The sequence below is a fragment of the Leifsonia sp. Root227 genome, from assembly GCF_001428745.1.
In the GTDB taxonomy this organism is placed as follows: Bacteria; Actinomycetota; Actinomycetes; order Actinomycetales; family Microbacteriaceae; genus Leifsonia.
Window position 1 is genome coordinate 349,875 of the sequence record NZ_LMIO01000001.1, and the last position, 25,179, is coordinate 375,053.

22 protein-coding genes and 3 tRNA genes are annotated in these 25,179 nt (G+C 69.2%); 19 read left to right on the forward strand and 6 right to left on the reverse strand.

Going from position 1 to position 25,179, the window contains the following annotated elements:
• Positions 1 to 18 precede the first annotated feature (18 nt).
• Complete coding sequence (locus tag ASE16_RS01680) at positions 19 to 1,410, forward strand: FAD-dependent oxidoreductase (protein ID WP_055889874.1); 1,392 nt, start codon at positions 19 to 21, stop codon at positions 1,408 to 1,410.
• Positions 1,411 to 1,448: 38 nt separating this feature from the next.
• Entirely contained in the window at positions 1,449 to 2,441 is a 993-nt protein-coding gene (locus ASE16_RS01685; RefSeq protein ID WP_055889877.1) for an alpha/beta hydrolase, read from the forward strand.
• A gap of 69 nt (positions 2,442 to 2,510) precedes the next feature.
• On the opposite strand, the gene ASE16_RS01690 is transcribed toward ASE16_RS01685, so the two are convergent.
• The gene (locus ASE16_RS01690; RefSeq protein WP_055889880.1) at positions 2,511 to 2,999 is read right to left on the reverse strand and encodes a YajQ family cyclic di-GMP-binding protein; all 489 of its coding nucleotides are present in this window, start codon (positions 2,997 to 2,999) and stop codon (positions 2,511 to 2,513) included.
• An 88-nt stretch (positions 3,000 to 3,087) separates the two neighbouring features.
• Positions 3,088 to 3,231, reverse strand: coding sequence for a hypothetical protein (locus ASE16_RS19850; RefSeq protein ID WP_162255943.1), 144 nt, complete (start codon positions 3,229 to 3,231; stop codon positions 3,088 to 3,090).
• Between the two features lie 159 nt (positions 3,232 to 3,390).
• On the opposite strand from ASE16_RS19850, the gene ASE16_RS01700 reads away from it, so the two are divergent.
• A complete protein-coding gene (locus ASE16_RS01700) occupies positions 3,391 to 3,621 on the forward strand; it encodes a DUF2283 domain-containing protein (protein WP_055889888.1) in 231 nt (76 codons plus the stop codon).
• On the opposite strand, the gene ASE16_RS01705 is transcribed toward ASE16_RS01700, so the two are convergent.
• Positions 3,618 to 4,241, reverse strand: coding sequence for a TetR/AcrR family transcriptional regulator (locus ASE16_RS01705; protein ID WP_055889892.1), 624 nt, complete (start codon positions 4,239 to 4,241; stop codon positions 3,618 to 3,620). The two genes, ASE16_RS01700 and ASE16_RS01705, sit on opposite strands and share 4 nt — an antisense overlap.
• Before the next feature lie 63 nt (positions 4,242 to 4,304).
• Here ASE16_RS01705 and ASE16_RS01710 point away from each other — a divergent pair, with 63 nt between their 5' ends.
• The 5 genes from ASE16_RS01710 to ASE16_RS01730 all read left to right on the forward strand — a co-directional run bounded on the left by ASE16_RS01710 (position 4,305) and on the right by ASE16_RS01730 (position 10,660).
• The gene (locus ASE16_RS01710) at positions 4,305 to 5,813 is read left to right on the forward strand and encodes an MDR family MFS transporter (protein WP_055889895.1); all 1,509 of its coding nucleotides are present in this window, start codon (positions 4,305 to 4,307) and stop codon (positions 5,811 to 5,813) included.
• A 97-nt stretch (positions 5,814 to 5,910) separates the two neighbouring features.
• The gene (locus ASE16_RS01715; RefSeq protein WP_082581132.1) at positions 5,911 to 6,687 is read left to right on the forward strand and encodes a DedA family protein; all 777 of its coding nucleotides are present in this window, start codon (positions 5,911 to 5,913) and stop codon (positions 6,685 to 6,687) included.
• The gene (locus tag ASE16_RS01720; RefSeq protein ID WP_235500244.1) at positions 6,684 to 7,934 is read left to right on the forward strand and encodes a sensor histidine kinase; all 1,251 of its coding nucleotides are present in this window, start codon (positions 6,684 to 6,686) and stop codon (positions 7,932 to 7,934) included. The genes ASE16_RS01715 and ASE16_RS01720 overlap by 4 nt, the downstream gene beginning before the upstream one ends.
• Positions 7,931 to 8,605, forward strand: a complete 675-nt coding sequence (locus ASE16_RS01725) for a response regulator (RefSeq protein WP_055889902.1) — start codon at positions 7,931 to 7,933, stop codon at positions 8,603 to 8,605. Before ASE16_RS01720 ends, ASE16_RS01725 begins: the two co-directional genes overlap by 4 nt.
• Positions 8,606 to 8,737: 132 nt before the next feature.
• Positions 8,738 to 10,660: an acyltransferase family protein gene (locus ASE16_RS01730; RefSeq protein WP_055889906.1), complete on the forward strand. Its 1,923-nt coding sequence runs from the start codon at positions 8,738 to 8,740 to the stop codon at positions 10,658 to 10,660.
• Between the two features lie 140 nt (positions 10,661 to 10,800).
• Here the strand turns inward: ASE16_RS01730 and ASE16_RS01735 are convergent, their stop codons facing one another.
• Positions 10,801 to 11,370 (reverse strand): ATP-dependent Clp protease proteolytic subunit, encoded by a 570-nt coding sequence (locus ASE16_RS01735; RefSeq protein WP_055889909.1) that lies wholly within the window; start codon positions 11,368 to 11,370, stop codon positions 10,801 to 10,803.
• Between the two features lie 200 nt (positions 11,371 to 11,570).
• On the opposite strand from ASE16_RS01735, the gene ASE16_RS01740 reads away from it, so the two are divergent.
• From ASE16_RS01740 to ASE16_RS01755, 3 genes are all read left to right on the forward strand, one after another.
• Positions 11,571 to 11,652: transfer RNA gene (locus tag ASE16_RS01740), tRNA-Tyr, on the forward strand.
• A gap of 85 nt (positions 11,653 to 11,737) precedes the next feature.
• A complete protein-coding gene (locus tag ASE16_RS01745; RefSeq protein ID WP_055889912.1) occupies positions 11,738 to 12,550 on the forward strand; it encodes an inositol monophosphatase family protein in 813 nt (270 codons plus the stop codon).
• 166 nt (positions 12,551 to 12,716) lie between these two features.
• Complete coding sequence (locus ASE16_RS01755; protein ID WP_082581134.1) at positions 12,717 to 13,601, forward strand: M23 family metallopeptidase; 885 nt, start codon at positions 12,717 to 12,719, stop codon at positions 13,599 to 13,601.
• A gap of 81 nt (positions 13,602 to 13,682) precedes the next feature.
• Here ASE16_RS01755 and ASE16_RS01760 read toward each other — a convergent pair whose 3' ends face one another.
• Positions 13,683 to 15,389, reverse strand: coding sequence for a glycoside hydrolase family 13 protein (locus ASE16_RS01760; protein ID WP_055891433.1), 1,707 nt, complete (start codon positions 15,387 to 15,389; stop codon positions 13,683 to 13,685).
• Between the two features lie 160 nt (positions 15,390 to 15,549).
• Positions 15,550 to 16,386 (reverse strand): pentapeptide repeat-containing protein, encoded by an 837-nt coding sequence (locus ASE16_RS01765; protein WP_055889921.1) that lies wholly within the window; start codon positions 16,384 to 16,386, stop codon positions 15,550 to 15,552.
• 121 nt (positions 16,387 to 16,507) lie between these two features.
• On the opposite strand from ASE16_RS01765, the gene ASE16_RS01770 reads away from it, so the two are divergent.
• From ASE16_RS01770 to ASE16_RS01805, 8 genes are all read left to right on the forward strand, one after another.
• The gene (locus ASE16_RS01770) at positions 16,508 to 17,464 is read left to right on the forward strand and encodes an aldo/keto reductase (protein WP_055889924.1); all 957 of its coding nucleotides are present in this window, start codon (positions 16,508 to 16,510) and stop codon (positions 17,462 to 17,464) included.
• Between the two features lie 138 nt (positions 17,465 to 17,602).
• Positions 17,603 to 17,674, forward strand: a tRNA-Thr gene (locus tag ASE16_RS01775).
• Between the two features lie 33 nt (positions 17,675 to 17,707).
• A tRNA-Met gene (locus ASE16_RS01780) sits at positions 17,708 to 17,781 on the forward strand.
• 93 nt (positions 17,782 to 17,874) lie between these two features.
• On the forward strand, positions 17,875 to 19,125 hold the full coding sequence (locus ASE16_RS01785) for a low temperature requirement protein A (RefSeq protein WP_200949529.1): 1,251 nt from the start codon (positions 17,875 to 17,877) through the stop codon (positions 19,123 to 19,125).
• A 127-nt stretch (positions 19,126 to 19,252) separates the two neighbouring features.
• Positions 19,253 to 20,605, forward strand: a complete 1,353-nt coding sequence (locus tag ASE16_RS01790; protein ID WP_055889927.1) for a flavin monoamine oxidase family protein — start codon at positions 19,253 to 19,255, stop codon at positions 20,603 to 20,605.
• A gap of 109 nt (positions 20,606 to 20,714) precedes the next feature.
• On the forward strand, positions 20,715 to 21,725 hold the full coding sequence (locus tag ASE16_RS01795) for a LacI family DNA-binding transcriptional regulator (protein ID WP_055889929.1): 1,011 nt from the start codon (positions 20,715 to 20,717) through the stop codon (positions 21,723 to 21,725).
• A gap of 242 nt (positions 21,726 to 21,967) precedes the next feature.
• Complete coding sequence (locus ASE16_RS01800; RefSeq protein ID WP_082581135.1) at positions 21,968 to 23,461, forward strand: APC family permease; 1,494 nt, start codon at positions 21,968 to 21,970, stop codon at positions 23,459 to 23,461.
• Positions 23,454 to 25,163, forward strand: coding sequence for an amidohydrolase (locus ASE16_RS01805; RefSeq protein ID WP_055889932.1), 1,710 nt, complete (start codon positions 23,454 to 23,456; stop codon positions 25,161 to 25,163). The genes ASE16_RS01800 and ASE16_RS01805 overlap by 8 nt, the downstream gene beginning before the upstream one ends.
• Positions 25,164 to 25,179: the final 16 nt, after the last annotated feature.

Consider the following 25,179-nt stretch of genomic DNA (forward strand, 5'->3'; position numbering starts at 1 on the left):
GCAAGAAAGACACAACGAATGACCAAATTGCGACTGGCCATCGTCGGTGCGGGCCCCGCCGGCATTTACGCGGCAGACATCCTCCTGAAGGCGGAGCGTGCCTTCGACGTCTCCATCGACCTGTTCGAGGCCCTTCCCGCGCCGTACGGCCTCGTCCGTTACGGCGTCGCTCCCGACCACCCGCGCATCAAGGGCATCATCACCGCTCTGCGCGAGGTGCTCGACCGCGGTGACATCCGCATCTTCGGCAACGTGACGTACGGCGAGGACATCACCCTCGACGACCTCAAGCGCCACTACAACGCTGTGATCTTCGCGACAGGCGCCGTGCACGACGCCGACCTGGACATCCCTGGCGTCGAGCTCGAAGGCTCGTACGGCGCTGCCGACTTCGTGAGCTGGTTCGACGGCCACCCGGATGTGCCGCGCACCTGGCCGCTCGAGGCCGAGTCCGTCGCCGTGATCGGCAACGGCAACGTGGCGCTCGACGTGTCGCGCATCCTCGCGAAGCACGCCGACGATCTGCTCCCCACCGAGATCCCGGACAACGTCTACGAGATCCTCAAGAACTCGCCCGTCACCGACGTGCACGTCTTCGGGCGGCGCGGACCAGCGCAGGTGAAGTTCACGCCGCTGGAGCTCCGCGAGCTCGGCGAGCTGCGCGATGTGGACATGATCCTCTACGACGAGGACTTCGACTACGACGAGCAGTCCAAGGCGGCCATCACCAGCAACAAGCAGGTGATGGTGATCGACCGCGTGCTGCAGCAGTGGCGCCAACGCGAGGTGGGGACCGCATCCCGCCGGCTGCACCTGCACTTCTATGCCAAGCCACTCGAGATCGTCTCCGACGGCGACGGCCACGTGGCGGCGTTCCGGTACGAGCGCACCGCCTCCGATGGCGAGGGCGGCGTGCGCGGCACCGGGGAGATCCGTGAGGTGCCGATCCAGGCGATCTACCGCGCGGTCGGCTACTTCGGCTCGCCGCTGCCGGGCATCCCGTTCGACAAGAAGCACGGCGTGATTCCCAACCACGAGGGCCAGGTGCTGCGCAAGGGCGACAACGAGCGCATGTACGGCGTGTACGCCACGGGGTGGATCAAGCGCGGGCCGGTCGGCCTCATCGGTCATACCAAGTCGGACGCCATGGAAACCATCAAACATGTGATCAATGATCAGGGGAACTGGTGGGCCCCCACCGATCCCTCCGAGGAATCTGTGGAGAACCTGCTGCGCGAGCGTGGTGTGGAGTACACGAACCTCGACGGCTGGCACAACCTCGACACCCACGAGCAGGCGCTCGGGGCGGAGCGCGGTCGCGCCCGCGTCAAGGTCGTGCCGCGCGACGAGATGGTCCGCGTCTCGAACGCGACGAACGCGACACCCACGGAGACGCCGGCGCAGGACTGACGCTCGCGCGATCCCGTCACGCCTGCCACGCTGGGGTGATGACGCACGCGCAGGGGTGGACGCAGGATGTGCTCGGGGATGCATTCGAACAGCTCACGCTGCCGTTGAAGCCGGATGCGGAGGGCGAGGTCGTGGCGACCCTGGTGCGCTACGTCCCGCCGCCGCACCTCGCCGACCTGCGCCTGCACAGGCCGGTGGCCGCCGACACGGATGTGCTGTACGTCCACGGCTGGTCCGACTACTTCTTCCAGAAGGAGCTCGCAGCGTTCTGGCACGAGAACGGCGCGCGGTTCTTCGCCATCGACCTGCGCAAGTACGGCAGGAGTCTGCGGCCGTGGCAGACCCCCGGGTTCGTCGACGATCTCGCCACCTATGACGAGGAGTTGGATGCGGCCATCGCCATCATCGCGGAGAGCGGCCAGAAGGGCCGCAAACTGGTCCTCCTCGGCCACTCGACCGGCGGATTGACGCTCAGCCTCTGGGCGGACCGCCACCCTGGACGAGCGGATGCGCTGGTCCTGAACAGCCCGTGGCTCGAGTTCCAGGCGCACTCGGCCGGGCGGGCGGCGCTCGCCCCGCTGATCGGCCTTCAGGCCCGCGTGGATCCCCGTGCCCCACTCCCGAACGTCGACCTCGGCTTCTACACCAGGAGTGTGTCGTCGACCATGGAGGGTGAGTGGGACTACGACCTGAACTGGCGCCCGGTCAGGGGTTTCGCCGTGCGCCCTGTGTGGCTGGCCGCGGTCATGGCCGGACACGCGCGCGTGGCGTCCGGTCTGGCGATCGACGCTCCCGTGCTCACGATGGTGTCGGCGCGCTCCACGATTCTGCCGAGGTGGACGCCGGAGATGCTGAGCTCGGACATCGTCCTCGTGGTGGACGAGATCGCCCAGCGCGCCCTCAAGCTGGCCCCGACCGTGACCGTCTCCCGCATCGACGGCGCCCTGCACGACATCTTTCTGTCCCGCGAGCCGGTGCGAAGGCACGCGTACGCTGAGCTGCGCCGCTGGCTGCACGGCTATCTGCGCTGAGCACCGGACGAACGGGATGCACGGGATGCGCGCGCCCGCCGGCGCAGGACACCGCGCATCCCGGACCGGCTAGCGGAAGTTGACGAACTGCAGGGCGACGTCGAGGTCGGCGCCCTTGAGCAGGTTCATCGTGGCCTGCAGGTCGTCGCGGCTCTTGGAGGAGACGCGGAGCTCGTCGCCCTGGATCTGCGACTTGACGCTCTTCGGTGCTTCGTCGCGGATGAGCTTGTTGATCTTCTTGGCGGCGTCCTGCTCGATGCCGTTCTTGATCCCGGCCTCGATGCGGAACTCCTTGCCGGACGCATACGGCTCGCCGGTGTCGAGCGACCGGAGGGAGATGCCGCGCTTGATCAGTTTCGACTCGAACACCTCGAGGACGGCTTTGACGCGCTCCTCGGTGTTGGCCTTCATCAGGACCTTTTCACCGCTCCACTCGATGGAGGCGCCGACGTTCTTGAAGTCATAGCGCTGCTCCACCTCTTTGCGCGCCTGGTTGAGGGCGTTGTCGGCCTCCATCTTGTCGACCTTGCTGACCACGTCGAACGATGAGTCTGCCATTCGTCGCCACCTTCCTGAGAGAACCACGGGTGCCGTGCGGCACCACACAATTCAAACAGGGTCGGCCGCGAACGCCAATACGGGGCGACTACGCGGTCTGCTGCAGTTCGGCCAGATAGGTCACGTGGCAGCCGTCTCCGCTGCACTCCACGCACACCGTGACCTCTTCGTCGTGCTGGAACGGGTCGGCGCCGGTTCCGTCGCACCGTTCGCAAATCTCCAAGGTTCTCATGCCGACGATTCTGCGCCGCACCACCGACATTGCGGGCAGTGGATGCGGGGTGTCGCGGATCGGCGCAGAGCCCGCAGTGCGCATCTCCTCCTCCGGTCGAACCGCACGTGGTACGAGGGTCCGACGACACGCCGCCGCGCGCTTCCTAGGCTCGGGGGCATGCGACTCACATACGACCCGGAGCTCGACGTCGCGCACTTCCGCCTCGACGTCCCGACCGATCCGTCCCTGCCAGACCGCTCCGCCGTTCCGGATGCTCCGGCAGCAGGGGCGCATATCGATGCGGAGTTCGACGCGGCCGGGTTCCTCGTGGGGTTCGAGGTGCTCGGGGCGCACCTCGTGCTGCGGCCGGACGTGCTCGCTGCGGCCGAGCGCGCGAGCCGCGCCTAGCTCGGGGACGCTCCACCCGCATCCATCGGGCGCACCAGCGGCAGGTAGATGGTGTCGATGATCTCGGCGACCGTCTCCGGCGGCACCGGCTTCAGCGTCATGATGGCGTCGTGCCGGAAGAGGTCGAACGGCAGCGCAGCGATGCGCGGCGTGAGGCGTGCAGGGTCGATCTCACCGCGGGCGATCGCCCGCTCGAGGATGACGTCCATCGCCGTCGTGCTGCCACCGAGGAGGACCTCGCGCAGGTCGGCGAGGCTCGTTCCCGTCTCGGCGAAGTAGCCCCCGAGGTGCACGCTGAGCGCTGCGGCGAACCCGAGCCTCGTCCGGTTGGCGATGTCCAGCAGCGCGATCAGGTCGCCCCGGAGACTGCCCGTGTCCGGGGTGGCCGGACGGTCGCGGGTGCCGGCGCGGGCGATGGCGGCCCGCACGAGTTCCTGCCTGGTCGGCCAGCGACGATACACCACGGGGCGGCTGGTGCCGGCGCGGGCGGCGACGGCGTCGATGGTGAACGCGGCGTAGCCGTTCTGCACCAGCTGGTCCCAGGCGGCGTCGAGGATCGCGTTCTCCAGCTCGACGCCTCTGCGGCGGCGAGCGGGTGCTTCCTGCTCGACAAGATCCATTTGCGTATCTTATCGCGTCGGCCTATGATCGCCATAAGATACAGTCGCGTACCTTAAGGAGACATGGTGGCGGAGAAGACCAAGCTCGATCCGGGGGTTGTCCGCATCGCGGTCGTGGTGATCGTCGGCGCGCTCGCCGTGATCTTCGACACGACGATCGTGAGCGTCGCCCTGCACACGCTCGCGACGGAACTGCACACCTCCGTCGACACCATCCAGTGGGTCAGCACGGGATACCTGCTCGCCCTCGGCGTCACCATCCCCATCGTCGGCTGGGCACAGCAGCGCATCGGCGGCAAGCGGCTCTGGATCATCGCCCTCGCGATCTTCCTGCTCGGCTCCGTGCTCTGCAGCCTGGCCTGGGACGCGCCCAGCCTGATCGGGTTCCGCGTGGTTCAGGGGATCGGCGGCGGCATCATGCTCCCGCTGATGTCCACCCTGGTGATGCAGGCGGCGCACGGCCAGAACCTGGGCCGCATCATGTCGGCGGTGAGCCTCCCCGCGGTGCTCGGCCCGATCCTCGGACCGGTGCTCGGCGGCCTCATCCTCAGCTTCCTCGACTGGCGCTGGCTGTTCTGGGTGAACGTGCCGTTCTGCGCCGTCGGAATCGTCCTCGCGATCCGGATGCTGCCCAGGGACACGCTCGGCGCGCGTCCCAAGCTCGACTGGGTGGGACTCGTGCTTCTCTCACCGGCGGTCGTGGGACTGCTCTACGGGCTCTCGAACGTGAGCAAGGACGGCGGCTTCGCGCGCGGCGACGTGCTCGTGCCCGTGATCGCCGGCGCGCTCCTGCTCGCTGCGTTCGCGTTCTGGTCGGCGCACCGTGCCGGCGCAGCGCTCGTGGACGTCCGGCTGTTCCGGCACCGCCCCGTCTCGTCGGCGTCGGCTCTGCTGTTCCTCTCCGGCGCATCCCTGTACGGCGCGATGCTGCTCCTACCTCTCTACTTCCAGGAGGTCAGGGGGACGGACGCGCTCGGCGCGGGCCTGCTTCTCGTACCGCAGGGAATCGGCACGCTGTTCAGCCGGGCGGCGGCAGGGCGGTTCACGGATCGCTTCGGCGCCCGCTGGGTGTCCGTGATCGGGTTCGCGATCGTCGGCATCGCGACGGTGCCGTTCGCATTCGCCACACCGACGACGAACGAGTGGATGCTCATGGCAGCGCTCCTCGTCCGCGGCTTCGGGCTCGGGGCGGTCACCATCCCGCTGATGACGGTCGCGTTCGTCGGGCTGGAGCGCTCGGACGTTCCGCACGCGAGCATCCTGACCAGGATCGCGACGCAGCTCGGCGGATCGTTCGGGGTGGCGCTCCTCGCGGTCGTCCTGCAGGGCGCCGCGGTGGGGGCGCACTCGCTGGCCGGGATCGCAGACGCGTTCGACCAGGCGTTCTGGTGGGCGATCGGGTTCACGGTGGTGGCGATCGGACTGTCGCTGCTGCTCCCCGGCAGGCCGGCGGCAGCAGACGTGGCGCCCACCGCGGCCGCCGTCGCCACCCCGCCCGCCGTAGCCACCGCCCCCGCAGCCCCGGCGCAGGCACCCGTACCCACACCCACCGGGGATATCCCCCTGCGGTAGGGGGCACGAAGTACCGCCGGGTGACGCGCCGCGCATCCCGTCTTCCTAGCCTCGGATATGGGCGGAATCCTCCGTCCGTATCCGAGGGGAGCACGGGATGGACGCAGTCAACGAGCTGATCGCACAGACGGTGTCATCGCCGTGGATCTATCTGGTGGTCGCCGTCGTCGTCTTCGTCGACGCGTTCTTCCCTCCGGTGCCCAGCGAATCCGTGGTGATCGCGGCGGCCGCCGCGAGCATCACGCTCGGCCAGCCGAACATCGCGCTCATCGTGGCGTGCGCCGCGGTCGGTGCGATCGTCGGCGACAACGTCACGTTCGCGATCGGCCGGGGCGTCGGGGTCACCCGCTTCGGGTGGATGCGCCGGCCCAGGATGCAGGCGGCCGTCGGCTGGGCGCGCGCCGGTCTCGACCGCCGCGCCGCCGTGCTGCTGCTGACCGCGCGCTACATCCCGGTGGGCCGCGTCGCCGTGAACTTGGTGGCGGGGGCGTCCGGCTTCCCGCGGCGCCGGTTCTTCGGGCTTTCCGTCCTCGCCGGGCTGTCCTGGGCGGCGTACTCGGTTACGGTGGGACTGCTCGCAGGGCACTGGCTGCACGGCAACCCGCTACTCGGGATGCTCGCAGGCATCGCGATGGGAATGGCGACCGGTGTGCTCGTCGACGTGGGGATGCGGGTGGCCGCACGCAGGCGGGCGAAGCGGGCGGGCCGGACGGCGCCGGAAACGGAAACGGAGACGGAGCCGGGACTGGAGCCGGTCCCGGGCACCCGCCCCGCGGCAACGCCCCCCGGCGCACACGCAGGGGACCGCACGACGGGGTGGCAGCAGGCGGAACTGACGTCAACGCGACGTGCAGGACAGACGGAACGACGATGAGCGGATTGACGATGACGACCAACCAGCCCCCTCTGCGCAGCAGACTCGACGGCCCGCTCGTCCTCCTCTGGGGCGTCGGCTCGACCGCCGCGGTGGTGATCCTGGTGCTGACCTCCGCGCTCGGCTCCGCCGTCTATGGCATCCCCGTCGTCCTCGCGCTCGGTCTCGGCCTGGCGCAGGCGGCGTCCATCGTGCTCGCGATCGTCGCTCCGCGACCGGCCGTCGTGGTCTCCGTGGTCGCCTTGGTCGCTGCCGCCTTCGCATCCGTCCCCGACGGCGCGAGCCCATGGCCGATCGCCGTCCCATCGATCGTGGCGCAGTGCTTCGTGCTCGCGATCGCCACGCTGCGCTCGGATTGGCGGGTCGGCCTGGTCGGCTGGGCAGGGGGAGCCCTCGGCGGCATCCTGGTCGCGCTCATCGCGGCGCGGCCCCCTGCGACGTCCGGTTCTGTCATCGCCGACCTCATCGTGTTCGGCTCGGTCAGCGCTGCCGTGCTGCTCGGCGCGGTTCTCGTGACGAAATGGCAGGATGTCCGCCGCGAGCTGATGAGGGAGCAGCGGATCTCTGCCGCTGAGCTGTCGCGCCGCGAGCTCGCGGAGGAGCGCACCAGGATCGCCAGGGAACTGCACGACGTCGTCGCCCACGGCATGTCCGCCATCCAGGTGCAGGCCTCGAGCGCCCGTTACCGCATCCCGTCGTTGAGCGAGGAGGCGGCGGAGGAGTTCGACGACCTCGCGGCGACGGCCAGGGCCGCGATGGCCGAGATGCGCAGACTGCTCGGCGTGCTGCGCAGCGAGGACACCGTGGTGGAGACGGCGCCGCAGCCGGGGATCGGCGAGATCGCCGGCCTGGTGAGCCGCGCATCCCGTGCCGGCGGCAGCGTCGTCTTGGAGGACCGCCTGCCGGACACACCGCTCGACCCCGCGGTCTCACTGACGGTGTACCGCATCGTGCAGGAGGCGCTCAGCAACGTGGCCAGGCACGCCACGGGAGCCGCGACCGTCGTGCGGCTCGAACGGACGACGCAGACGGACGGCTCCGGCGACACGCTCGACGTCTCCGTGCGCAACGAGCGCGCCCCAGGACGCCCAGCCTCCGCCCCAGCGCCGGACTCGGGTGGACACGGGATCAGGGGGATGCGCGAGCGCACCGCTCTGCTGGGTGGCAGGCTGGAGGCGGAACGCACGGACGACGGCGGCTTCGTCGTCCTGGCCAGCATCCCGGTCCCGTTGAAAGGAAGAGCATGACCATCACCGTGCTCATCGCCGACGATCAGGCGATGGTGCGGGCAGGGTTCGCCGCCATTCTCGACGCGCAGGACGACATCACGGTCGTCGGCCAGGCGGCGGACGGCGAGGAAGCCGTCGCGCTCGCCAGACGCCTGAAGCCGGACCTGGTGCTGATGGATGTCCGGATGCCCGGAATGAACGGCATCGACGCCACGAGGGAGCTCGTCCACCCGACCACCAGGGGCGAACCGCATCAGCCGCTCGTCCTGGTACTCACGACTTTCGACGCGGACGACTATGTGCACGAGGCGCTGTCGGCCGGCGCGAGCGGGTTCCTCCTCAAAGACGCGACACCGGGCGACCTCGTGCAGGCGGTGCGGGTGGTGGCGGCAGGGGATGCGCTCCTCTCGCCGCGCGTGACCAAACGCCTGCTCGAACGGTTCGCGGCGCAGCGCCCCGCCGGGACGCGGCACGCGCTCCAGCTCGCCGACCTCACCGAACGGGAGCGCGAGATCCTGGTGCTGATCGGCAGGGGCCGCTCCAACGGCGAGATCGCGGCCGAGCTGTTCATCGCGGAGCAGACGGTGAAGACCCACGTCAGCCGCATTTTCAGCAAGCTGGGCCTGCGCGACCGCGTGCACGCGGTGATCCTGGCGTTCGACGCCGGGCTGGTCGAGCCGGCGCCGTAGCCACGTCGCGGAGTCCACGCACCCCATACGGCGGTACGGGATGCGATTGGCTCCGCGGACGGACGACCCCGCCGAAACCCCGTTGAGACGCTTCCCCCGACGGCCCACCGCGGGCCGGACGGGAGAGATGGCATGTCGCGCTCGATGGTGGCGGAGGAATCGCGTGCTCTGCACGGCGGGGTTCCGGATGGGGTGCACGCTGGGGTGTCCGGCGGGGTGGGGGTCCGTGGTGAAGCTGGAATCGAGCGTGCCGCATCCACTCGGGACGCGGCGGTCGACATCGCCAGGGCGGGGTGCCTGGTGGTCGTCGTGCTGCTGCACGCGCTGATGGTCGGGGTGAGCGTGTCCGGTGGCGCCCCCGTGCTGCAGAACGCACTCGACGGCTGGCCAGGGCTCGCACCGCTGACCTGGCTGGCGCAGGTCATGCCGCTGTTCTTCGTGCTCGGCGGGTTCTCCAGCTTCCTCCACTGGTCAGGGATGCGCGACAGAGGCACTGCGCCGGCCGCATACCTCGCCGGGCGGATGCGACGGCTGCTGCTGCCGGCCGTGGCCGCCCTCGCCGCCTCCGCCGTCGCGCTCTCGGTGCTCACGCTGTGCGGGGTGCCGTCGTCGATGGTCGCCACGGCGGGATTCCGGCTGAGTCAGCCGCTCTGGTTCCTCGGGGTGTACCTGCTGTGCACCGCAGCAGTGCCGCTGATGGTCGCCGCGCACCTGCGGTTCCCGATCCGGACGGTGGCGGTGCTCGCGGCGCTCGCGGTGGGCGTCGACATCGTTCGCGCATCCACGGGGCTGACGGCGATCGGCTTCGCCAACCTGCTGTTCGTCTGGCTCCTGGTGCAGCAGCTGGGCTTCTGGCTGGCGGACGGCACGGTCGCTTCGCTTTCCCGCCGGACGCGCGGCGCGATCGCCGTCGGCGCTCTCGGGACGCTGGTCGTGCTCGCGGCCACGGGCGTGTACTCCTTCGACCTCCTCGCCAACCTCAACCCGCCGACGTTCGCCCTGGTCCTGCTCGGCGTCGCCCAGCTGAGCGTCTTCGACCTCGCCCGTCCTGCCCTGCGCCTCCTGGCGGGCACCCGGATGCTCGCCACGGTCGTCCGCGCGATCAATGCCCGCGCGATGACCATCTACTCCTGGCACATGCTCGTGCTCATCGCGCTCGCCGGAGTGCTCCTGCTGTCCGGGATGCCGCTGCCACAGCCGCGCACGGCGGACTGGTGGGCGACGCGCGGGCTGTGGCTGGCGGTCGTGGCCGTCGCGGTGACGGCGGTGGTCGCTATCGCGGGACGGCTGGAGGCTGGGCGGGTGCCGTCTGGTCAGCGGACGGCACGGGTGCCGTCTCGTGCGGTGGGGGGCGGCGCTGGTGGACGATGGCCGTTGGGCCGGTGCGCCGCGCGTCTGGCTGTCCGTCGCATCCGGAGCCGGAGGCGTTCTGGTGGTGCTGCTGGCCGGGTCGGCGGTGGCGGGCTGGGTCATCGGCTGCGCGCTGGTCGCCTGCGCCATCGTGCTGGCCAGGTCGGGCACGCCAGCCGCCGCGACCGCTGCGCGGATTCTGCCGTGAGCAGAATCCGCTGGAGGTGCGGGCGCGTCGGGGAGAGCGGGCCTAGGCTGGCGGACACGTCGACGAGACGAGGAGGGGACATGCTGCTCAGACATGCGATCGGGGCCGTGCTCCGGCGGTTGCGGCTGGAACGCGGAGAGACCCTGCGTCAGCTGTCCGAGACCGCCAGCGTCTCCATCCCGTACCTGTCGGAGATCGAGCGCGGCCGGAAGGAGGCGTCGTCCGAGATCCTCGCCACGCTGTGCCGCGTCTTCGACATCAGCGAGGGCGAACTGCTCACCAGAGTCGCCGCCGAATTCGCCGCAGCGGACCTCGTCCGTCTCCATCCCGCCCACACCACGCCTGTGCGCGAGCTCGCCCCTGCCGGGCACCTGGTCGCGTCCGCGCCAGGTGAGCTGCGTATCGCCGACGACCTGCGCACCGCCGACGAGCTGCGCATCGCCGACGAACACGGCCTCGCCGTCGGCGCTTCAGCCGACGTCCTGCTCGCGGCCTGACGGTCCTGCCCCGCCTGGCGCGCATCCACCACCGGACGCGCATCCGCCTTCGGGCTCGCGTCCGCGGCCTGGCCCGCATCCTCGGCCATGCGCTCGTCGGGGCGCGGCCTCTCGTCGCCCGAGTCGACGTGCAGCATAGGTCACCCTCTCGGTAGCGCCAGCGTCGAGCCGACCACGTGGTCGACGAAGCCGTATGACAGGGCTTCGTCGGCGGTGAACCAGCGGTCGCGGTCGCCGTCCTCGAGGATCTGCTCGATCGGCTTGCCGGTCTGGATACTGGTCAGCTCCGCCATGCGCCGCTTGAAGTAGAGGATCTGTTTCGCCTGGGTCTGGATGTCCGCCGATGTTCCGCCGAACCCGCCGTGCGGCTGGTGCATCACGACGCTCGCGTTCGGCAGCGCATACCGTTTGCCGACGGCGCCGGAGGAGAGCAGGAACTGTCCGGCCGACGCCGCGAAGCCGAGGGCGACCGTCGCGACGTCCGCCTGCACGAAGTTCATCGTGTCGAAGATCGCGAACGCCGCGGTGATCGAGCCGCCCGGAGAGTTGATGTAGAGGTAGATGTCCCTCTCCGACTCGATCGAGTTGAGGATGAGGAGCTGGGCGCAGATCTCGTTGGCCGAGTCGTCTGTGACCTCGCTTCCGAGGAAGACGATCCGCTCCTCGAGGAGGCGTTTGAAGATCAGCTGATCCGGTGTGTTGTCGGTCATTGTGCTCATGGGCCAATCCTGTGAGCGGAGGCTGCGCGGGCGCCAGCGTTTCTGCCCGGCGCGAATCTGCCGACGGCAGAGGGGACGAGCGCGAGGCAGGGAGCAGGCTGGATGAGCGCTGATTTCCGCTGCGGGCGTTGGAACAGTATCCTTGTCGAGCGCCTTCGATCACGAGAACACTGGTGGTCGGGAGCGCCAACGGCGAGTTACCCAAGCGGCCAAAGGGATCTGACTGTAAATCAGACTGCTCAGCATTCGGGGGTTCGAATCCCTCACTCGCCACATCAGCCGAAAGCCCCGGTCAGCGCGACCGGGGCTTTCGCGTTCTCCTTCCCGCATCGCGTCCCCCGTCTGCCAGGCTGTCTTCATGCCTTCCAATGCCGAACTCCGGGATATCGCGCTCACCGTCGCCCGTCGCGCCGCCGACCTCGCATACCTGCGCAGGTCGGAGGGGGTGGAGATCGCCGCATCCAAGTCGTCGCTGACCGACATCGTGACGCGGGCGGACCGCGAAGTGGAGCAACTGGTGCGGGAGGCCATCGCGGCATCGCGGCCGCGCGACGGGTTCCTGGGGGAGGAGTCCGGCGGCGGTGAGGGGACGAGCGGGCTCACCTGGGTCGTCGATCCGATCGACGGGACCGTCAACTACTTCTACGGCATCCCCGCGTATGCGGTGAGCATCGCGGTCGTCGAAGGCGACCCCGATCCCGCCACCTGGCGCACCATCGCCGGCGCCGTCGTCAATCCGGCGAGCGGCGAGGCGTTCACGGCCTCGGCCGGGGGCGGGGCCAGGCTGAACGGCCGGGAACTGCACGTCAACCGGGATGTCCCTCTCGAACTCGCCCTCGTCGGCACGGGGTTCGGCTACGACGCCCGCAAACGGGAACGGCAGGCGGCGTTCGTGGCGCAGCTCATCGGTCAGGTGCGGGATGTGCGGCGCATCGGGGCGGCGTCGCTTGATCTGTGCAGCGTCGCGGCCGGGCGACTGGATGCGTACTTCGAGCGCGGACTCAACCCGTGGGATCACGCGGCGGGGGCCCTCCTCGCGCGCGAGGCCGGGGCGCTGGTCGGCGGGCTGGGAGCCGGACCTGAGGGGGAGGACCTGCTGGTGGCGGCGCCTCCCGGACTGTACGAGCAGCTGCATCCGCTCGCCGACGCCTTCTACTCGGAGTGGCGCTGATATACCGATCTGGCTGGATTTCTTGCGGAACGGTTTGGGAAGTCGGTTATCTTTTCGTTACATTGGGTGGGTTGCCCAGCATCAGTGCAAGGGCATTCCCCTGTGAACGTCTGAGAAAGATCGAAAGCCGACCGCTCCGTTGACTCCCGACCGCCCGACCTCCCCGATGCCCGCGCGCTCCAGCGAGACGTCGGCGACTCCGGATGCGGGCCAGCCGACCCGGCGGGAGCTCAGGGAGAAGGAGCGGGAGCTGGCGGCAGCTTCCGCGAAGGTCCCGCGTCGATCCCGCCGCGAGCAGCCCCCGGCCCGGTCGACCCCCTCCAGCACGCGCCCCCGCGCCCGCACGGGCCTCAGCGTCACCGCCATGACCTTCGTCATCGCCATCGGCGTCGCCACCTCGGTCCCAGCTATGGCGCTCCTCACCGAGGAGGACGTCCGCATCCAGGCGCTCAAGGCCGAGTACGTCGCTCCGAGTGCGCCGTCCGGCTCTGTGCAAGACCTGGCCATGCCCGTGGAGGTCGGCGTCGCATCCATCGCCCGCGACGGCGTGCAGGTCAGCCCGAGGGAGAAGGTCGCCGGGCTCCGCTCGATGCGCATCGCCGACACGTTCACGAACAACCCCGGCGGCGCCGTCCAGTGGCCGTTCCCCGTCGGCGTGCCGATCTCCGACTGGTTCGGACCGCGGTCCGCGCCGACGGAGGGCGCATCCACGAACCACATGGGGGTCGACTTCACGCCGGGGTCCGGCGTCCCCATCCAGATCATGGCGGATGGCGTCGTACGCGAGGTGGTCAGCGGAGACAACGGCGGATGCGGCGTCAACGTCACGATCGACCACATGATCGGCGGTCAGCTCGTCAGCAGCAAGTATTGCCACATGCAGTCCGGCTCTGTCCGGGTGAGCGTCGGTCAGCAGGTTCGGGTGGCGGAGACGGTGGGGCTCGTCGGCAACACCGGTGTGTCGACCGGAGCGCACCTGCACTTCGAGATCCTGCTCGACGGCACCCGTCAGGTCGACCCCTATGCGTGGCTGAAGGCCAACGCGTCCTGACAACGACGAGATGCCAGCAACTGTGCTCGCATCTCGGGGATGCGGCGCAGTCACTGGCATCTGGCCAGGTCGGTGGAGATTCTAGGCGCGGAGCCAGACCGTGGTGTCCTGGGGAAGCTCGCGGCCGATGAGGTCAGCACTCGCGAGGAGCACCTCACCGTCCGGTAGCGCCACCGGCTCTGTGCCGACGTTCGCGATCACGAACACATTCCCCGAACGGAATGCGAGCACATCCTGTCCCAGTTCCGCCCACTCCAGCGTGCCGAATGCGAGGTCGTGCTCGCGGCGCGCGGCCAGCGCATCCTGGTACATCGTGAGGGTCGAGCCCGCGACGCCCTCCTGGGTGTCGCGCGTGTACGACGCCCAGGATGCGGGCTGCGGCAGCCAGCTCGCGGCTCCCGGCCCGAAGCCGTACGAGGGCTCCGTGCCCTCCCAGGGCAGAGGAACGCGGCAGCCGTCGCGGCCGTACCGCTCGCCGTTGGTGCGGAACCAGGTCGGGTCCTGGCGCGCGGAGTCCGGCAGGTCGATCGCCTCAGGCAGCCCGAGTTCCTCGCCCTGGTACAGGTACGCAGAGCCCGGCAGTGCCAGCATCAGCGCTGTCGCGGCACGTGCCCTGCGGAGCGCGAACGCCGTGTCGGGGATGCCCGAGGACTTCGGGCCGATGCCGTGACCCTGCAGGTTCTCGCCCTCGAGGGCGAGCCGGGTGGCGTGGCGGACGACGTCGTGGTTGGACAGCACCCAGGTGCTCGGAGCACCGACGCTCGCGAACACCGAGATGGAGCGGTCGATCACCGTGCGAAGCGCTGCGGCGTCCCACGGCGTTTCGAGGTAGCCGAAGTTGAAGGTCTGCTGCATCTCGTCCGGGCGCACCCAGCGGGCCAGCTTCTCCAGCGGCTCGACCCAGGCCTCGCCGCAGAGCACGCGGTCGCCCTCGTACTCCTCGAGGACCGTGTGCCAGTCGCGGTAGATGGCGTGGACGCCGTCCTGCGCGAAGTACGGAGGAGTGGGCGGCTCCGTCGACGCGTGCGCGCCGATCTCGGGCTCCAGGGCGACGCCGCCCATGCTGCCCGCGTTGGCAGGGGGCGTGTAGTCGGGGAGGCCGGCCTCCTTGACCATGCCGTGCGCCACATCCACCCGGAAGCCGTCGACGCCGCGGTCGAGCCAGAACCGCAGAATGCTGCGGAACTGCTCCCACACCCAGGGGTTCTCCCAGTTGAGGTCGGGCTGCGACTTGTCGAACAGGTGCAGGTACCACTGCCCGGGGGTGCCGTCCTGCTCGGTGATGCGGGTCCAGGCCGCGCCGCCGAAGATCGACTCCCAGTTGTTCGGCGGCAGCTCTCCGTGCTCGCCATTGCCGTCGCGGAACATGTACCGCTCGCGCTCTTCGCTGCCGGGAGCAGCGGCCAGTGCGGCCTGGAACCAGGCGTGAGCGCTGGAGCTGTGATTCGGGACGATGTCGATGATGACGCGCAGGCCGAGGCTGTGCGCGCGCTCCAGCATCGTGTCGAAGTCGGCGAGCGTGCCGAACAGCGGGTCGACGTCGCAGTAGTCGGCGACGTCGTATCCGCCGTCGTTCTGCGGCGAGGTGAAGAACGGGGACAGCCAGACCGCATCCACCCCCAAGCTGCGGAGCGCAGGCAGGCGGTGGGTGATGCCGGGCAGGTCGCCCATGCCGTCACCGTCGGCGTCGGCGAACGAGCGCGGGTACACCTGGTAGATCACGGCGGAGCGCCACCACTCCCTGCCGGGGCTGCTCGGCGCCAGCGCGCCAGTGGATGCGGTCGGCACAGCGGACGCGTTCTGTTCGGGCGCGGATGCGGGGGACGTGATGGTGATCACCTGTCTCGGAAGTGTGGGATGGATCGCGGCTCCGTTGGCGCTCACCCGACATGCTAGCTGCCCCCACCTCAGCGCTGGATGTGCGCCGCCTGCCGGGAGTGGATGCGGTCTAGTCGCGCCAGTGCGACGGCCGGAGCAGGCCCTCGGGGAGGAGCGTGCGCGCATCCCCTCTGGAGGCGTTGACCTGCACCTGCGTGAGGTAGATCGCGGTGCGCAGGTCGGCGCCGGCGATGTTCGCGTCGCGCAGGTCGGCGCCGATGAGCTCGGCGAACGAGAGGTCCGCCCCGGACAGGTCGGCGGCGATCAGCAGCGCGCCGCGGAGTTCTGCGCCGCGCAGGTCGCGCCCGGCGAGTTTCGCGCCGAGCAGGTCGGCGCCGGGAGAGATGCGCCGATCGGGCACTGTGGCGGGCGCATTGGCCTCGCGGGTGAGGCGGCTCGCGATGCGCAGCAGCTCGGCGACGGGCGCGCGCAGGTCGTCGACGTCGACGCCCAGGATGCGGTCGGCCGGCGCGTCAGCGACCAGCGCCACCTCGTCGCGCGCCGCATCCAGCTGGAGTCGCAGGGCGGTGGCTGCCGGCATCCGCGCGGCCTCGTCGATGTACCAGAGCAGTTCGTGAAGCTGGCGCATGATCGGGAAGACGGCGAACATCTCGCCGCGAAGCTCTGGGCGTTCGCGCCAGTCGCCGCCGCCGAAGGTGTGCTGGGTGACCTGCTGGCCCGCCCCGAAGCAGTCGAACACCGTGCACCCGCTGAAGCCGCGCTCGCGCAGCTCGGGGTGGATGCGGCAGCGGTGGTCGTCGTCGAGGTTCACGCACGGTTCGCCTGCCGCTTTGTCGAAGGCGAACTCGGAGGAACGGGCGAACGCGAGCGCGACGCAGCAGAGTCCGACGCACCGCGCGCAATCGGCGGCGAGGTCGGCGCGGTCGCCCCGTTCGATCGTCTGCATTTCTCCACACTATTCACACCGCGTAACTTCTCCACATCTTCAGGCGTTCCCGGAATAGGGCACAGGCACCCGCGTTAGCGTGAGAGCACGGTCAATCGACGCCATCGAAGGAGAACCACGAATGACAGCACCCCGCCGCACCATCGGATCGTCCGACCTCTCGGTCTTCCCCCTCTCGCTCGGGGGCAACGTCTTCGGCTGGACGGCCGACCAGGCCACCTCGTTCTCCGTCCTCGACGGCTATCTGGATGCCGGCGGAAACTTCATCGACACGGCAGACGGATACTCCGCCTGGGTGCCGGGCAACACGGGCGGCGACAGCGAGCGCATCCTGGGGCAGTGGTTCCAGGCGCGCGGAAACCGCGACGACGTCGTGCTCGCCACCAAGGTCAGCCAGCATCCCGACTTCAAGGGTCTCGCCGGCGACAACATCCTGCGCGCGGCCGACGCATCGCTGGAGCGCCTCGGGTCCGACCACATCGACCTCTACTACGCCCACTTCGACGACCAGACGGTTCCGCTGGAGGAGACCGTCGCCGCGCTGTCGAGCCTGGTCGACGCGGGCAAGGTGCGCTACATCGGCATCTCCAACTACTCCCCGGAGCGCATCGAGGAGTGGTTCTCGATCACCGAGGCGAACGGCCTCCACCGCGCGGTCGCCCTGCAGCCGCACTACAACCTGGTCGAGCGCGACTTCGAGGAGAAGTACCGTGCTCTGGCCGAGCGCGAGAATCTCGGCGTCGTGCCATACTTCGCGCTCGCCGCGGGGTTCCTCACCGGCAAGTATCGTGACGGCGTCACGGTCGACAGCGCCCGCGCGGCCGGGGCGTCGAAGTACCTCGACGACCGTGGCCGCTCCGTGCTCGACGCGCTCGACGAGGTCGCCGCCGCACACGACGCCTCCGTCGCCTCGGTCGCTCTCGCCTGGCTCGCCGCGCAGCCGACCGTCGTGGCGCCCATCGCGAGCGCACGCACCATCGACCAGCTACCGGACCTCCTCGCCTCGGTGACTCTCGAGCTCACCGCCGACGAACTGGACGCGCTCACCGGCGCCTCCGAGGAGCGCGAAGCGGCCTGACCTGCGCGCGATCCGCCGGGCCTCGGCCAGGGGCGGCCCCCGCTCCGAACCGCGGCCCGGCGGGTGTACGAAGCACCCTCGCGCAGATGGTATTCTCTTACGGTTGCCAAAAACGCGAAGCGAAAGCTCGCAGGCTTCGCCCCCTTAGCTCATTGGTAGAGCACTTCCTTGGTAAGGAAGAGGTAGTGGGTCCGATTCCCACAGGGGGCTCCCTCCTCCCGACACACGTCAGCGGGAGGCAGCGGCGGGGTAGCTCAGGTGGTTAGAGCACACGGCTCATAATCGTGGTGTCGCGGGTTCGAGTCCCGCTCCCGCTACTAGCCCCGAGATCTCGCCATCTCGGGGCTTTTTTGCTGTCTGCTGCCGGACGAACTCCACGTCGTCGCGCCTTCGCGCGCAACAATAGACCCATGTCCGAGCTCACGTCGTCCGGTCTCAGCCATCGGCTGGTCAGGATGCGCGGCCGCGACCCCGAGGAGCAGCATCGGGCGGCGACGCCGCTCGAACTGCTCTTCGACCTCGCGTTCGTGGTCGCCTTCGGGCAGGCGGGCGACCAGCTCTCGCACCTCGTCGCCGGCGGGCACGTGCTGCCGGGGCTTGGCGCGTTCGCGTTCGCGATGTTCGCGATCTGCTGGGCGTGGATCAACTTCTCCTGGTTCGCGTCCGCCTACGACACCGACGACTGGTTCTACCGGGTCACCACGATGGTCCAGATGATCGGGGTGGTCGTGCTGGCGCTCGGCCTGCCTGCGATGTTCGCGTCCGTCGAGCACGGCGACGCGTTCGACAACGGTGTGATGGTCGCCGGGTATGTCGTGATGCGCATCGCGATGGTGGCCCAGTGGTTGCGGGCAGCCGCGCAGGACGAGAGCAGGAGGAGCGTCGCGCTGACCTACGCGGGCTTCGTGACCCTCGCGCAGATCGGCTGGGTGCTGCTGGCGTTCGCCGCCGTGCCGTTCGACACCGTCCTCATCCTGGCGCCGCTGCTGTTCATCGTCGAGCTGGGCGGGCCGATCATCGCCGAGGTGAGGCTCGGAGGCACGCCGTGGAACGCATCCCACATCGCCGAACGGTATGGACTGTTGACGATCATCGCGCTCGGGGAGGTGCTGTTCGGCACCGTCACCTCGGTGGCCGCGCTGGTGGCGAAGCAGGGGTGGAGTGTCGACGCCGTGCTCGTCGTCGTCGCGGGGGTCGGGCTGACGTTCGGGCTGTGGTGGTCGTACTTCATCGTGCCGTCCGCGCAGGTGCTGCGCCGCCATCGACGGCGTGCTGTCGGATGGGGATACAGCCACATCGTCCTCTACGCGTCGATCGCGGCGACCGGCGCAGGGCTGCACGTGGTCGCCTACCTGGTGCAGGGCGATGCGGCGATCGGCGAGACCGGCGCCATCCTCAGCGTCGCGATTCCCGTGCTGGTGTTCTCGATCGTCCTGTTCCTGCTCTACACGTATCTGATGCACGAGGGCGACCCGTTCCACCTCGGACTGTTCGCCGGGACCGTCGCGATGCTCGCCGCCGCCGTCCTGGTCGCCGCCGTCGGTGGGCCGATCGGGGTGAGCCTCGTGCTGATCACGCTGTCGCCCGCCGTGGTGGTCGTCGGCTACGAGCTGGTCGGCCACCGGCACCAGGCCGCAGCCCTCGCGAGGCAGGCGCGGTAGAGCCACCGTGTCGAATTGAGTCCGGCGCTCTGTACAGTGCGTATAGCCGCGGTGATCTCGGCCGCACCTACGATCGCCGTGAGTCGAAGAACGAACAACACCGACTGAACGGGACGGAAGACGGACTATGAGCAGCATCGAACGTGACGTGGTGATCGTGGGCGCAGGCGCCTCCGGTCTGACAGCGGCCACCGAACTGAAGAAGGCCGGGCTCAGCGTCGCCGTGCTCGAAGCGCGCGACCGCGTCGGCGGACGGCTCTGGACCGACGACGTCGACGGCGTCACCCTGGAGATCGGCGGCCAGTGGGTCTCCCCCGATCAGGATGCGCTCATCGGCACCCTCGACGAGCTCGGCCTCGAGACGTACGAGCGCTACCGCGAAGGCACCAACATCTACATCAGCCCGACCGGAGAGCGCCGCACCTTCGACGGCGAGATCTTCCCCGTCCCGCCCAAGACCGAGCACGAGATCGTCAGCCTGATCGACAAGCTCGACGCGCTGGTGGCCGAGATCGACCCCGACCGGCCATGGGAGCACCCGAGAGCGGAAGAGCTCGACGAGATCTCGTTCCGCCGCTGGCTGGAGACCCAGACCGACGACGAAGAGGCCCGCCTCAACATCGGGATGTTCATCGCCGGCGCCATGCTCACCAAGCCTGCCCACTCGTTCTCCGCCCTGCAGGCGCTGCTGATGGCCGCATCCGCCGGAAGCTTCTCCAACCTCGTCGACGCCGACTTCATCCTGGACAAGCGGGTGAAGGGCGGTCTGCAGCAGGTGCCGCTGCTGCTCGCGGAACGACTCGGCGACGACCTGCACCTGAACGCGCCTGTGCGCGTGCTGCGCTGGGACGATGCGGGCGTGACCGCCGTCGCCGACGGCGTCGAGGTGAAAGCGCGGTTCGCGATCCTCGCCCTCCCTCCCGTGCTGATCAGCCGCATCTCATACGAGCCGCCGCTTCCCCGCCGCCAGCAGCAGCTGCACCAGCACCTGTCGATGGGCTTCGTCATCAAGGTGCACGCCGTCTACGAAACGCCGTTCTGGCGCGAGGACGGATACTCGGGAACGGCCTTCAGCCCGTACGAAGTGGTGCACGAGGCGTACGACAACTGCTACGACGGCGATCCCCGCGGCACCCTCGTCGGCTTCGTCTCCGACGAGGCGGCGGATGAGGTCTTCCGCCTGTCGCCAGAGGAGCGCAAGGCGCGCATCCTGGAGTCGCTGTCGCACTACTACGGGCCCAAGGCGCTCGACACGGTGGTCTACTACGAGAGCGACTGGGGCAGCGAGGAGTGGACCCGCGGTGCGTACGCCGCGAGCTTCGACATGGGCGGGCTCGCGCGCTACGGCGCCGATCTGCGCACTCCTGTCGGCCCCATCCACTTCTCCTGCAGCGACATGGCAGGCAAGGGCTACCAGCACGTCGACGGCGCGATCCGCGTCGGCCGCGAGACCGCTGCGGCCATCATCGCGAAGGCGTAGCGACTGCTCGCCTTCGCCCCAAAGCTGGGCGCGGCCCGTCGTGGAGTGCCGCGCCCGCCCCGGTCGCGTCCCGTCCGTCCGCGGACGGGGCGCGACCTAGACTGACCAGGTGGAAACGGGTCAGGTCATCGTCACGCTGCAAGATGTCGCCGACCGTGCTGGAGTCTCACGTTCCACGGCGTCGCTCGCCCTCGCAGGCAAGGGCAGGATGTCGGACACCACGCGTCAGCGGGTCCGCGCCGCGGCGGACGAGCTCGACTACGTCGTCAACATCATCGCCAGGAACCTGCGCACCGCGCGGTCCGGCGCTGTCGGACTGTATGTGCCGGACCAGACGCTGAGCTTCCGGTACTACATGGATGTGGCCTTCGGGGCCGTCGAGCGCGCCCAGGAGTCCGACCTGCTCGTCACCCTGATGCCCACTGCGTTCACACCGCGGTCGGGGATCACGGAGCAGCTGGACGGCTTCCTGGTCATCGACCCGGTCGACGACGACCTGATCGTGCAACGGCTCCTCGCGGGGCGCAGCCCCGTCGTCGCAGGCGAGCACGTCTCCGACGAGATGCGCGAGCCGTGGGCGACGGTGTTCGGCGACCACCGGGCCGGCATCAGGATGCTGCTCGACCACCTGTGGGAGCGCGGCAGCCGCAGACCGGCCGTGATGCTGCCCGACCCCGCCATGGCGTGGGGGCGCGAGATGGCGGACGGCTACTACGCCTGGTGCGCGGAGAAGGGCGTCGAGCCGCAGCGGCTGCTCGGCTGGTTCGACACGACGATGGATGAGGTGCGCGACGCGCTCGACGCTCTCCTGGCGGGGGAGGGGCGACCGGATGCGGTGATCACCGCACCCGAGGGGGTCGCGATCGTGGCGCTCGAGTCCATCCGTGCGGCGGGGCTGGAGCCCGGCCGAGACGTTCTGATCGCAAGCTATGTCGACAGCGATTCCCTGGCGGTTACGCAGCCCTCGATCACCGCGTTGGATCTCCGGCCGCGGGAGATGGGACGGCGGTGCATGGAGCTGCTGGTGCGCGCTCTGGAGGGCGGCGAGCGGGAGGACGTCGAGATCCCGATCAGCATCATCGAGCGCGGCTCGACAGCAGACGGCGTCCCCACCGCCTGATCGCACCCGGGTGACAGCGTACATTCGGTGCGCTCACAGCTTCGGAATCAGTTGTGAAGAATCGGTTTTGCAAAACGATTCTTTCGTGCATAATCGATTCACTTCACGAAATCGATCGAAACCTGTGACGCGCTCGAAACACGGGCTCCATACAGTCGGCTTACCGAATCGACCCAGAATCGACACCGAGCCGTTCAGATCACAGAATCAGCACTGACGCCTCGAGCAAAGGAGCCGGGCCCATGGGCCTCACCGACACCACCCCGACAGAGCCCGCCGACGTCGGCGGAGCATCCGGAGCATCCGCCGCCCCCGCCACCGGCAGCCTGCGCACCAACGCGCTCGGCACGGGCGGCATCGTATTCATGGTGATCTCCGCCGCGGCGCCGCTCACCATCGTCGCCGGAATCGCACCCCTCGCGATCCTGATCGGCGGCATCGCAGCGCCCCTGGTCTACACCGTGGCAGGAATCGTCCTCGGCATCTTCGCCGTCGCATTCATGGCCATGACGAAGTACGTCAGGGCCCTCGGCGGTTTCTACACCTACATCAGCGAGGCCCTGGGCAAGGCGGTCGGTCTCGCCTCCTCGTTCGTCGCGCTGTTCTCGTACAACGCTCTGCAGATCGGCCTGTACGGGCTGCTCGGAGCCCAGGGGCACGACCTGCTGAAGAACGAGTTCGGCATAGACGTGCCGTGGTGGGCCATCGCGATCGTCGGCGTGCTCGCGGTGTTCTTCGTCGCATACCGGGGCGTGGACGTCGGCGCGAAGGTGCTCGGTGTACTCCTCAGTTGCGAGGCGCTCATCCTGGTGATCTTCGCGGTGGCCGTGCTCGTCCAGGGCGGCGCGGAGGGCATCACCTTCGGCACCTTCAGCTGGGACGCGCTGCTCAATCCCGGCCTGCTGGGGATCTTCGGCTTCGGGTTCGCCGCCTTCATGGGTTTCGAGTCCACCACGCTCTACCGCGAGGAGGCGAGGAACCCGGAGAAGACCATCCCTAGGGCCACGTACATCTCGGTCGCGTTCATGGCGATCTTCTACGGCTTCGTGGTGTGGGCCGTCATCGTCGCGGTCGGAGAGTCGCACGTTCAAGAGGCGGCGTCGAAGGACGCGGCCGGACTCGTGTTCGCTCAGGCGGGGCACTATCTGGGGCCGTGGGCCGAACTCACGATGTACCTCCTCGTCATCACAAGCGTCTACGCCAGCCAGCTCGCGTTCCACAACGCGATCAACCGGTACACCTTCTCGCTCGCCCGCGACGGCGCCCTGCCGCGCATCCTGCACCGCACCAACCGCGCGGGCTCTCCGTGGATGTCCGGGCTCCTCCAGACGGCCATCGCGCTGGTCGTGATCGTATTCTTCGCAGCCATCGGCGGCGACCCGTACCTGCAGTTGCTGCTCTGGGTGAACAGCCCCGGCGTGCTCGGCGTGATTGCCCTGCAGATCATCACCTGCGTGGCCGTCGTGGTGTTCTTCGCTCGCAACCGCTCGCTGCCGCGGAAGTGGTACGTCATCCCGAGCGCCGTGGTCGCCGGCCTCGCAATGCTGGCCGTGCTCTACATCCTCTGCGCCAACCTCGACCTGCTGACGGCGGGCGGTCCCGTCGTCAACGCGATCATCCTGGCGTCCGTCGCCCTGGTGTTCGTGGTCGGACTGGTGCTCGCACTCGTCTGGAAGCGCACCCGCCCCGGTGTCTACCAGCGCATCGGCGGAGCATCGGAGGCGGCAGATGTCTGAGCGCTTCGATCTCGTCATCGTCGCCGAGACGGTGCTCACCCCGGACGTCATCGACGGCGCGGCGCAAGCCGGCAGGCTCGCCGTCGCCGTGCGCGACGGCCTGATCGCCGGGGTCGCCCCAGAGCGGGAGGCACGCGACGCCGGGTGGTTCGACCTCGCCGGCCGCGTGGTCGACGCCGGCGACGCCACGGTCGCAGCAGGCTTCGTGGATGCGCACATCCACCCGGTCATGGGGCTGCGGCTCACCAGGGGTCTCGACCTCTCCGGGATCACCGACCGTGTTGCCGTGCGCAGCGCGATCGACGATTACGTCGCCTCCTTGGACGGCGCCGGTTCCGACGCCGCCTCCGGCGACTGGGTGCTCGCCTGGGGGCTCGACCCCGCCGTGTTCGACGGCGGCGCGTTCGGCAACGATCTGCTCGACGGCGTCGACGGGGGCCGTCTGCTGTTCATCACCCTCTTCGACGGTCATTCCGCCCTCGCATCGACGGCGGCCGTCGCGGCCGCAGGCATCCGCGGCGACGAGGTGTTCCCCGACGCGTCGTCGCTCGGCCTCGACGAGGCCGGCCGCCCCAACGGGATGCTGTACGAGTTCGCCGCTCAGCAGCTCGTGCTCGCGCGCATCCCCGACCTGACCTTCGACGACAGGGTGGAGCAGTTGCGGCGTCTCCTGCGAGGGATGGCGGAGACGGGCATCGTGGCAGGGCAGATGCTCGACCTGATGGACCCGGATTCCTTCGACCTGTTCGCAGAGGCGGAGCGTCGCGGCGACCTGCCGATCTCCGTGCGGATCTCGCCGTCCCTGTTCCCTGGCTTCACGGACGCCGACCTGGAACGCTACGTCGGGTTCCAGTCGCTGGCCGGTCGCCGTTGGCACGTGCGCGGCGTCAAGCTGATGATCGACGGCACCATCGACAACGGAACGGCGTGGCTGTTCGAGCCGGACACCCGCGGCGAGTCGACGGAGTCGATCTGGCTCGATCCATCGGAATATCAGCGCGCGGTGCGCTTCTTCCACGAGCGGAGCATCCCGACCACGACGCACGCGATCGGCGACAAGGGCATCTCGTTCGTCGCAACGACGCTCGGCACGCTCACCCCGAACGGCACGCAGCACAGGATCGAGCACATCGAGACGCTGCCGGACGACGTGCTGGATCAGTTCATGGCCGCGGGCGCAGCGGCGAGCATGCAGCCGACGCACTGCACGCACTACACGCGAGCGGACCACACCGACAACTGGTCGCAACGGCTCGGGGACGCACGCGCGGCATTGGCCTGGCGCACGCGTGACCTCAGGGAGCGCGGGGCGATCGTCACGCTGGGCTCCGACTGGCCGATCGCGCCGTACGATCCGCGCGGCATCCTGGCGGCCGCGCAGCTCCGGCGTCCTGCCGGTCGCCCCGAGATCGAACCGGTCGTCCCCGACCAGGCGCTCACCGCCCGCGCATCCCTGGAGGGGTACACCAGCGAGTACTGGCGCTCGGTCGGAGAGGCGGGCGGGATCATCGCGGTGGGGATGCCGGCGGACCTCACGGTGTTCGCCGACGACCCGCTGCACACCGACCCGGATGCGTTCGCCGAGACGGCTGTGCTGCTCACGGTGGTCGGCGGCGAAGTCGTGGTGGATGCAGTGGCGCTGGTGGATGCGGTGGCGCCGGCAGATGCGGTGGACGCTGGCGTGGGGGCGGCCGGGCAGTAAGCCGGCCGCCCCAGGG

What these genes read in the sequence shown, in the direction of transcription:
- ASE16_RS01710 (WP_055889895.1), top strand. Translation starts at nt 4,305, where the DNA reads ATGGTGGCGGAGAAGACCAAGCTCGATCCGGGGGTTGTCCGCATCGCG.
- ASE16_RS01765 (WP_055889921.1), bottom strand. Translation starts at nt 16,386, where the DNA reads ATGCAGACGATCGAACGGGGCGACCGCGCCGACCTCGCCGCCGATTGC.
- ASE16_RS01705 (WP_055889892.1), bottom strand. Translation starts at nt 4,241, where the DNA reads ATGGATCTTGTCGAGCAGGAAGCACCCGCTCGCCGCCGCAGAGGCGTC.
- ASE16_RS19850 (WP_162255943.1), bottom strand. Translation starts at nt 3,231, where the DNA reads ATGAGAACCTTGGAGATTTGCGAACGGTGCGACGGAACCGGCGCCGAC.
- ASE16_RS01725 (WP_055889902.1), top strand. Translation starts at nt 7,931, where the DNA reads ATGACCATCACCGTGCTCATCGCCGACGATCAGGCGATGGTGCGGGCA.
- ASE16_RS01745 (WP_055889912.1), top strand. Translation starts at nt 11,738, where the DNA reads ATGCCTTCCAATGCCGAACTCCGGGATATCGCGCTCACCGTCGCCCGT.
- ASE16_RS01715 (WP_082581132.1), top strand. Translation starts at nt 5,911, where the DNA reads ATGGACGCAGTCAACGAGCTGATCGCACAGACGGTGTCATCGCCGTGG.
- ASE16_RS01685 (WP_055889877.1), top strand. Translation starts at nt 1,449, where the DNA reads ATGACGCACGCGCAGGGGTGGACGCAGGATGTGCTCGGGGATGCATTC.
- ASE16_RS01790 (WP_055889927.1), top strand. Translation starts at nt 19,253, where the DNA reads ATGAGCAGCATCGAACGTGACGTGGTGATCGTGGGCGCAGGCGCCTCC.
- ASE16_RS01770 (WP_055889924.1), top strand. Translation starts at nt 16,508, where the DNA reads ATGACAGCACCCCGCCGCACCATCGGATCGTCCGACCTCTCGGTCTTC.
- ASE16_RS01690 (WP_055889880.1), bottom strand. Translation starts at nt 2,999, where the DNA reads ATGGCAGACTCATCGTTCGACGTGGTCAGCAAGGTCGACAAGATGGAG.
- ASE16_RS01755 (WP_082581134.1), top strand. Translation starts at nt 12,717, where the DNA reads ATGCCCGCGCGCTCCAGCGAGACGTCGGCGACTCCGGATGCGGGCCAG.
- ASE16_RS01805 (WP_055889932.1), top strand. Translation starts at nt 23,454, where the DNA reads ATGTCTGAGCGCTTCGATCTCGTCATCGTCGCCGAGACGGTGCTCACC.
- ASE16_RS01800 (WP_082581135.1), top strand. Translation starts at nt 21,968, where the DNA reads ATGGGCCTCACCGACACCACCCCGACAGAGCCCGCCGACGTCGGCGGA.
- ASE16_RS01700 (WP_055889888.1), top strand. Translation starts at nt 3,391, where the DNA reads ATGCGACTCACATACGACCCGGAGCTCGACGTCGCGCACTTCCGCCTC.
- ASE16_RS01720 (WP_235500244.1), top strand. Translation starts at nt 6,684, where the DNA reads ATGAGCGGATTGACGATGACGACCAACCAGCCCCCTCTGCGCAGCAGA.
- ASE16_RS01735 (WP_055889909.1), bottom strand. Translation starts at nt 11,370, where the DNA reads ATGACCGACAACACACCGGATCAGCTGATCTTCAAACGCCTCCTCGAG.
- ASE16_RS01730 (WP_055889906.1), top strand. Translation starts at nt 8,738, where the DNA reads ATGTCGCGCTCGATGGTGGCGGAGGAATCGCGTGCTCTGCACGGCGGG.
- ASE16_RS01680 (WP_055889874.1), top strand. Translation starts at nt 19, where the DNA reads ATGACCAAATTGCGACTGGCCATCGTCGGTGCGGGCCCCGCCGGCATT.
- ASE16_RS01785 (WP_200949529.1), top strand. Translation starts at nt 17,875, where the DNA reads ATGTCCGAGCTCACGTCGTCCGGTCTCAGCCATCGGCTGGTCAGGATG.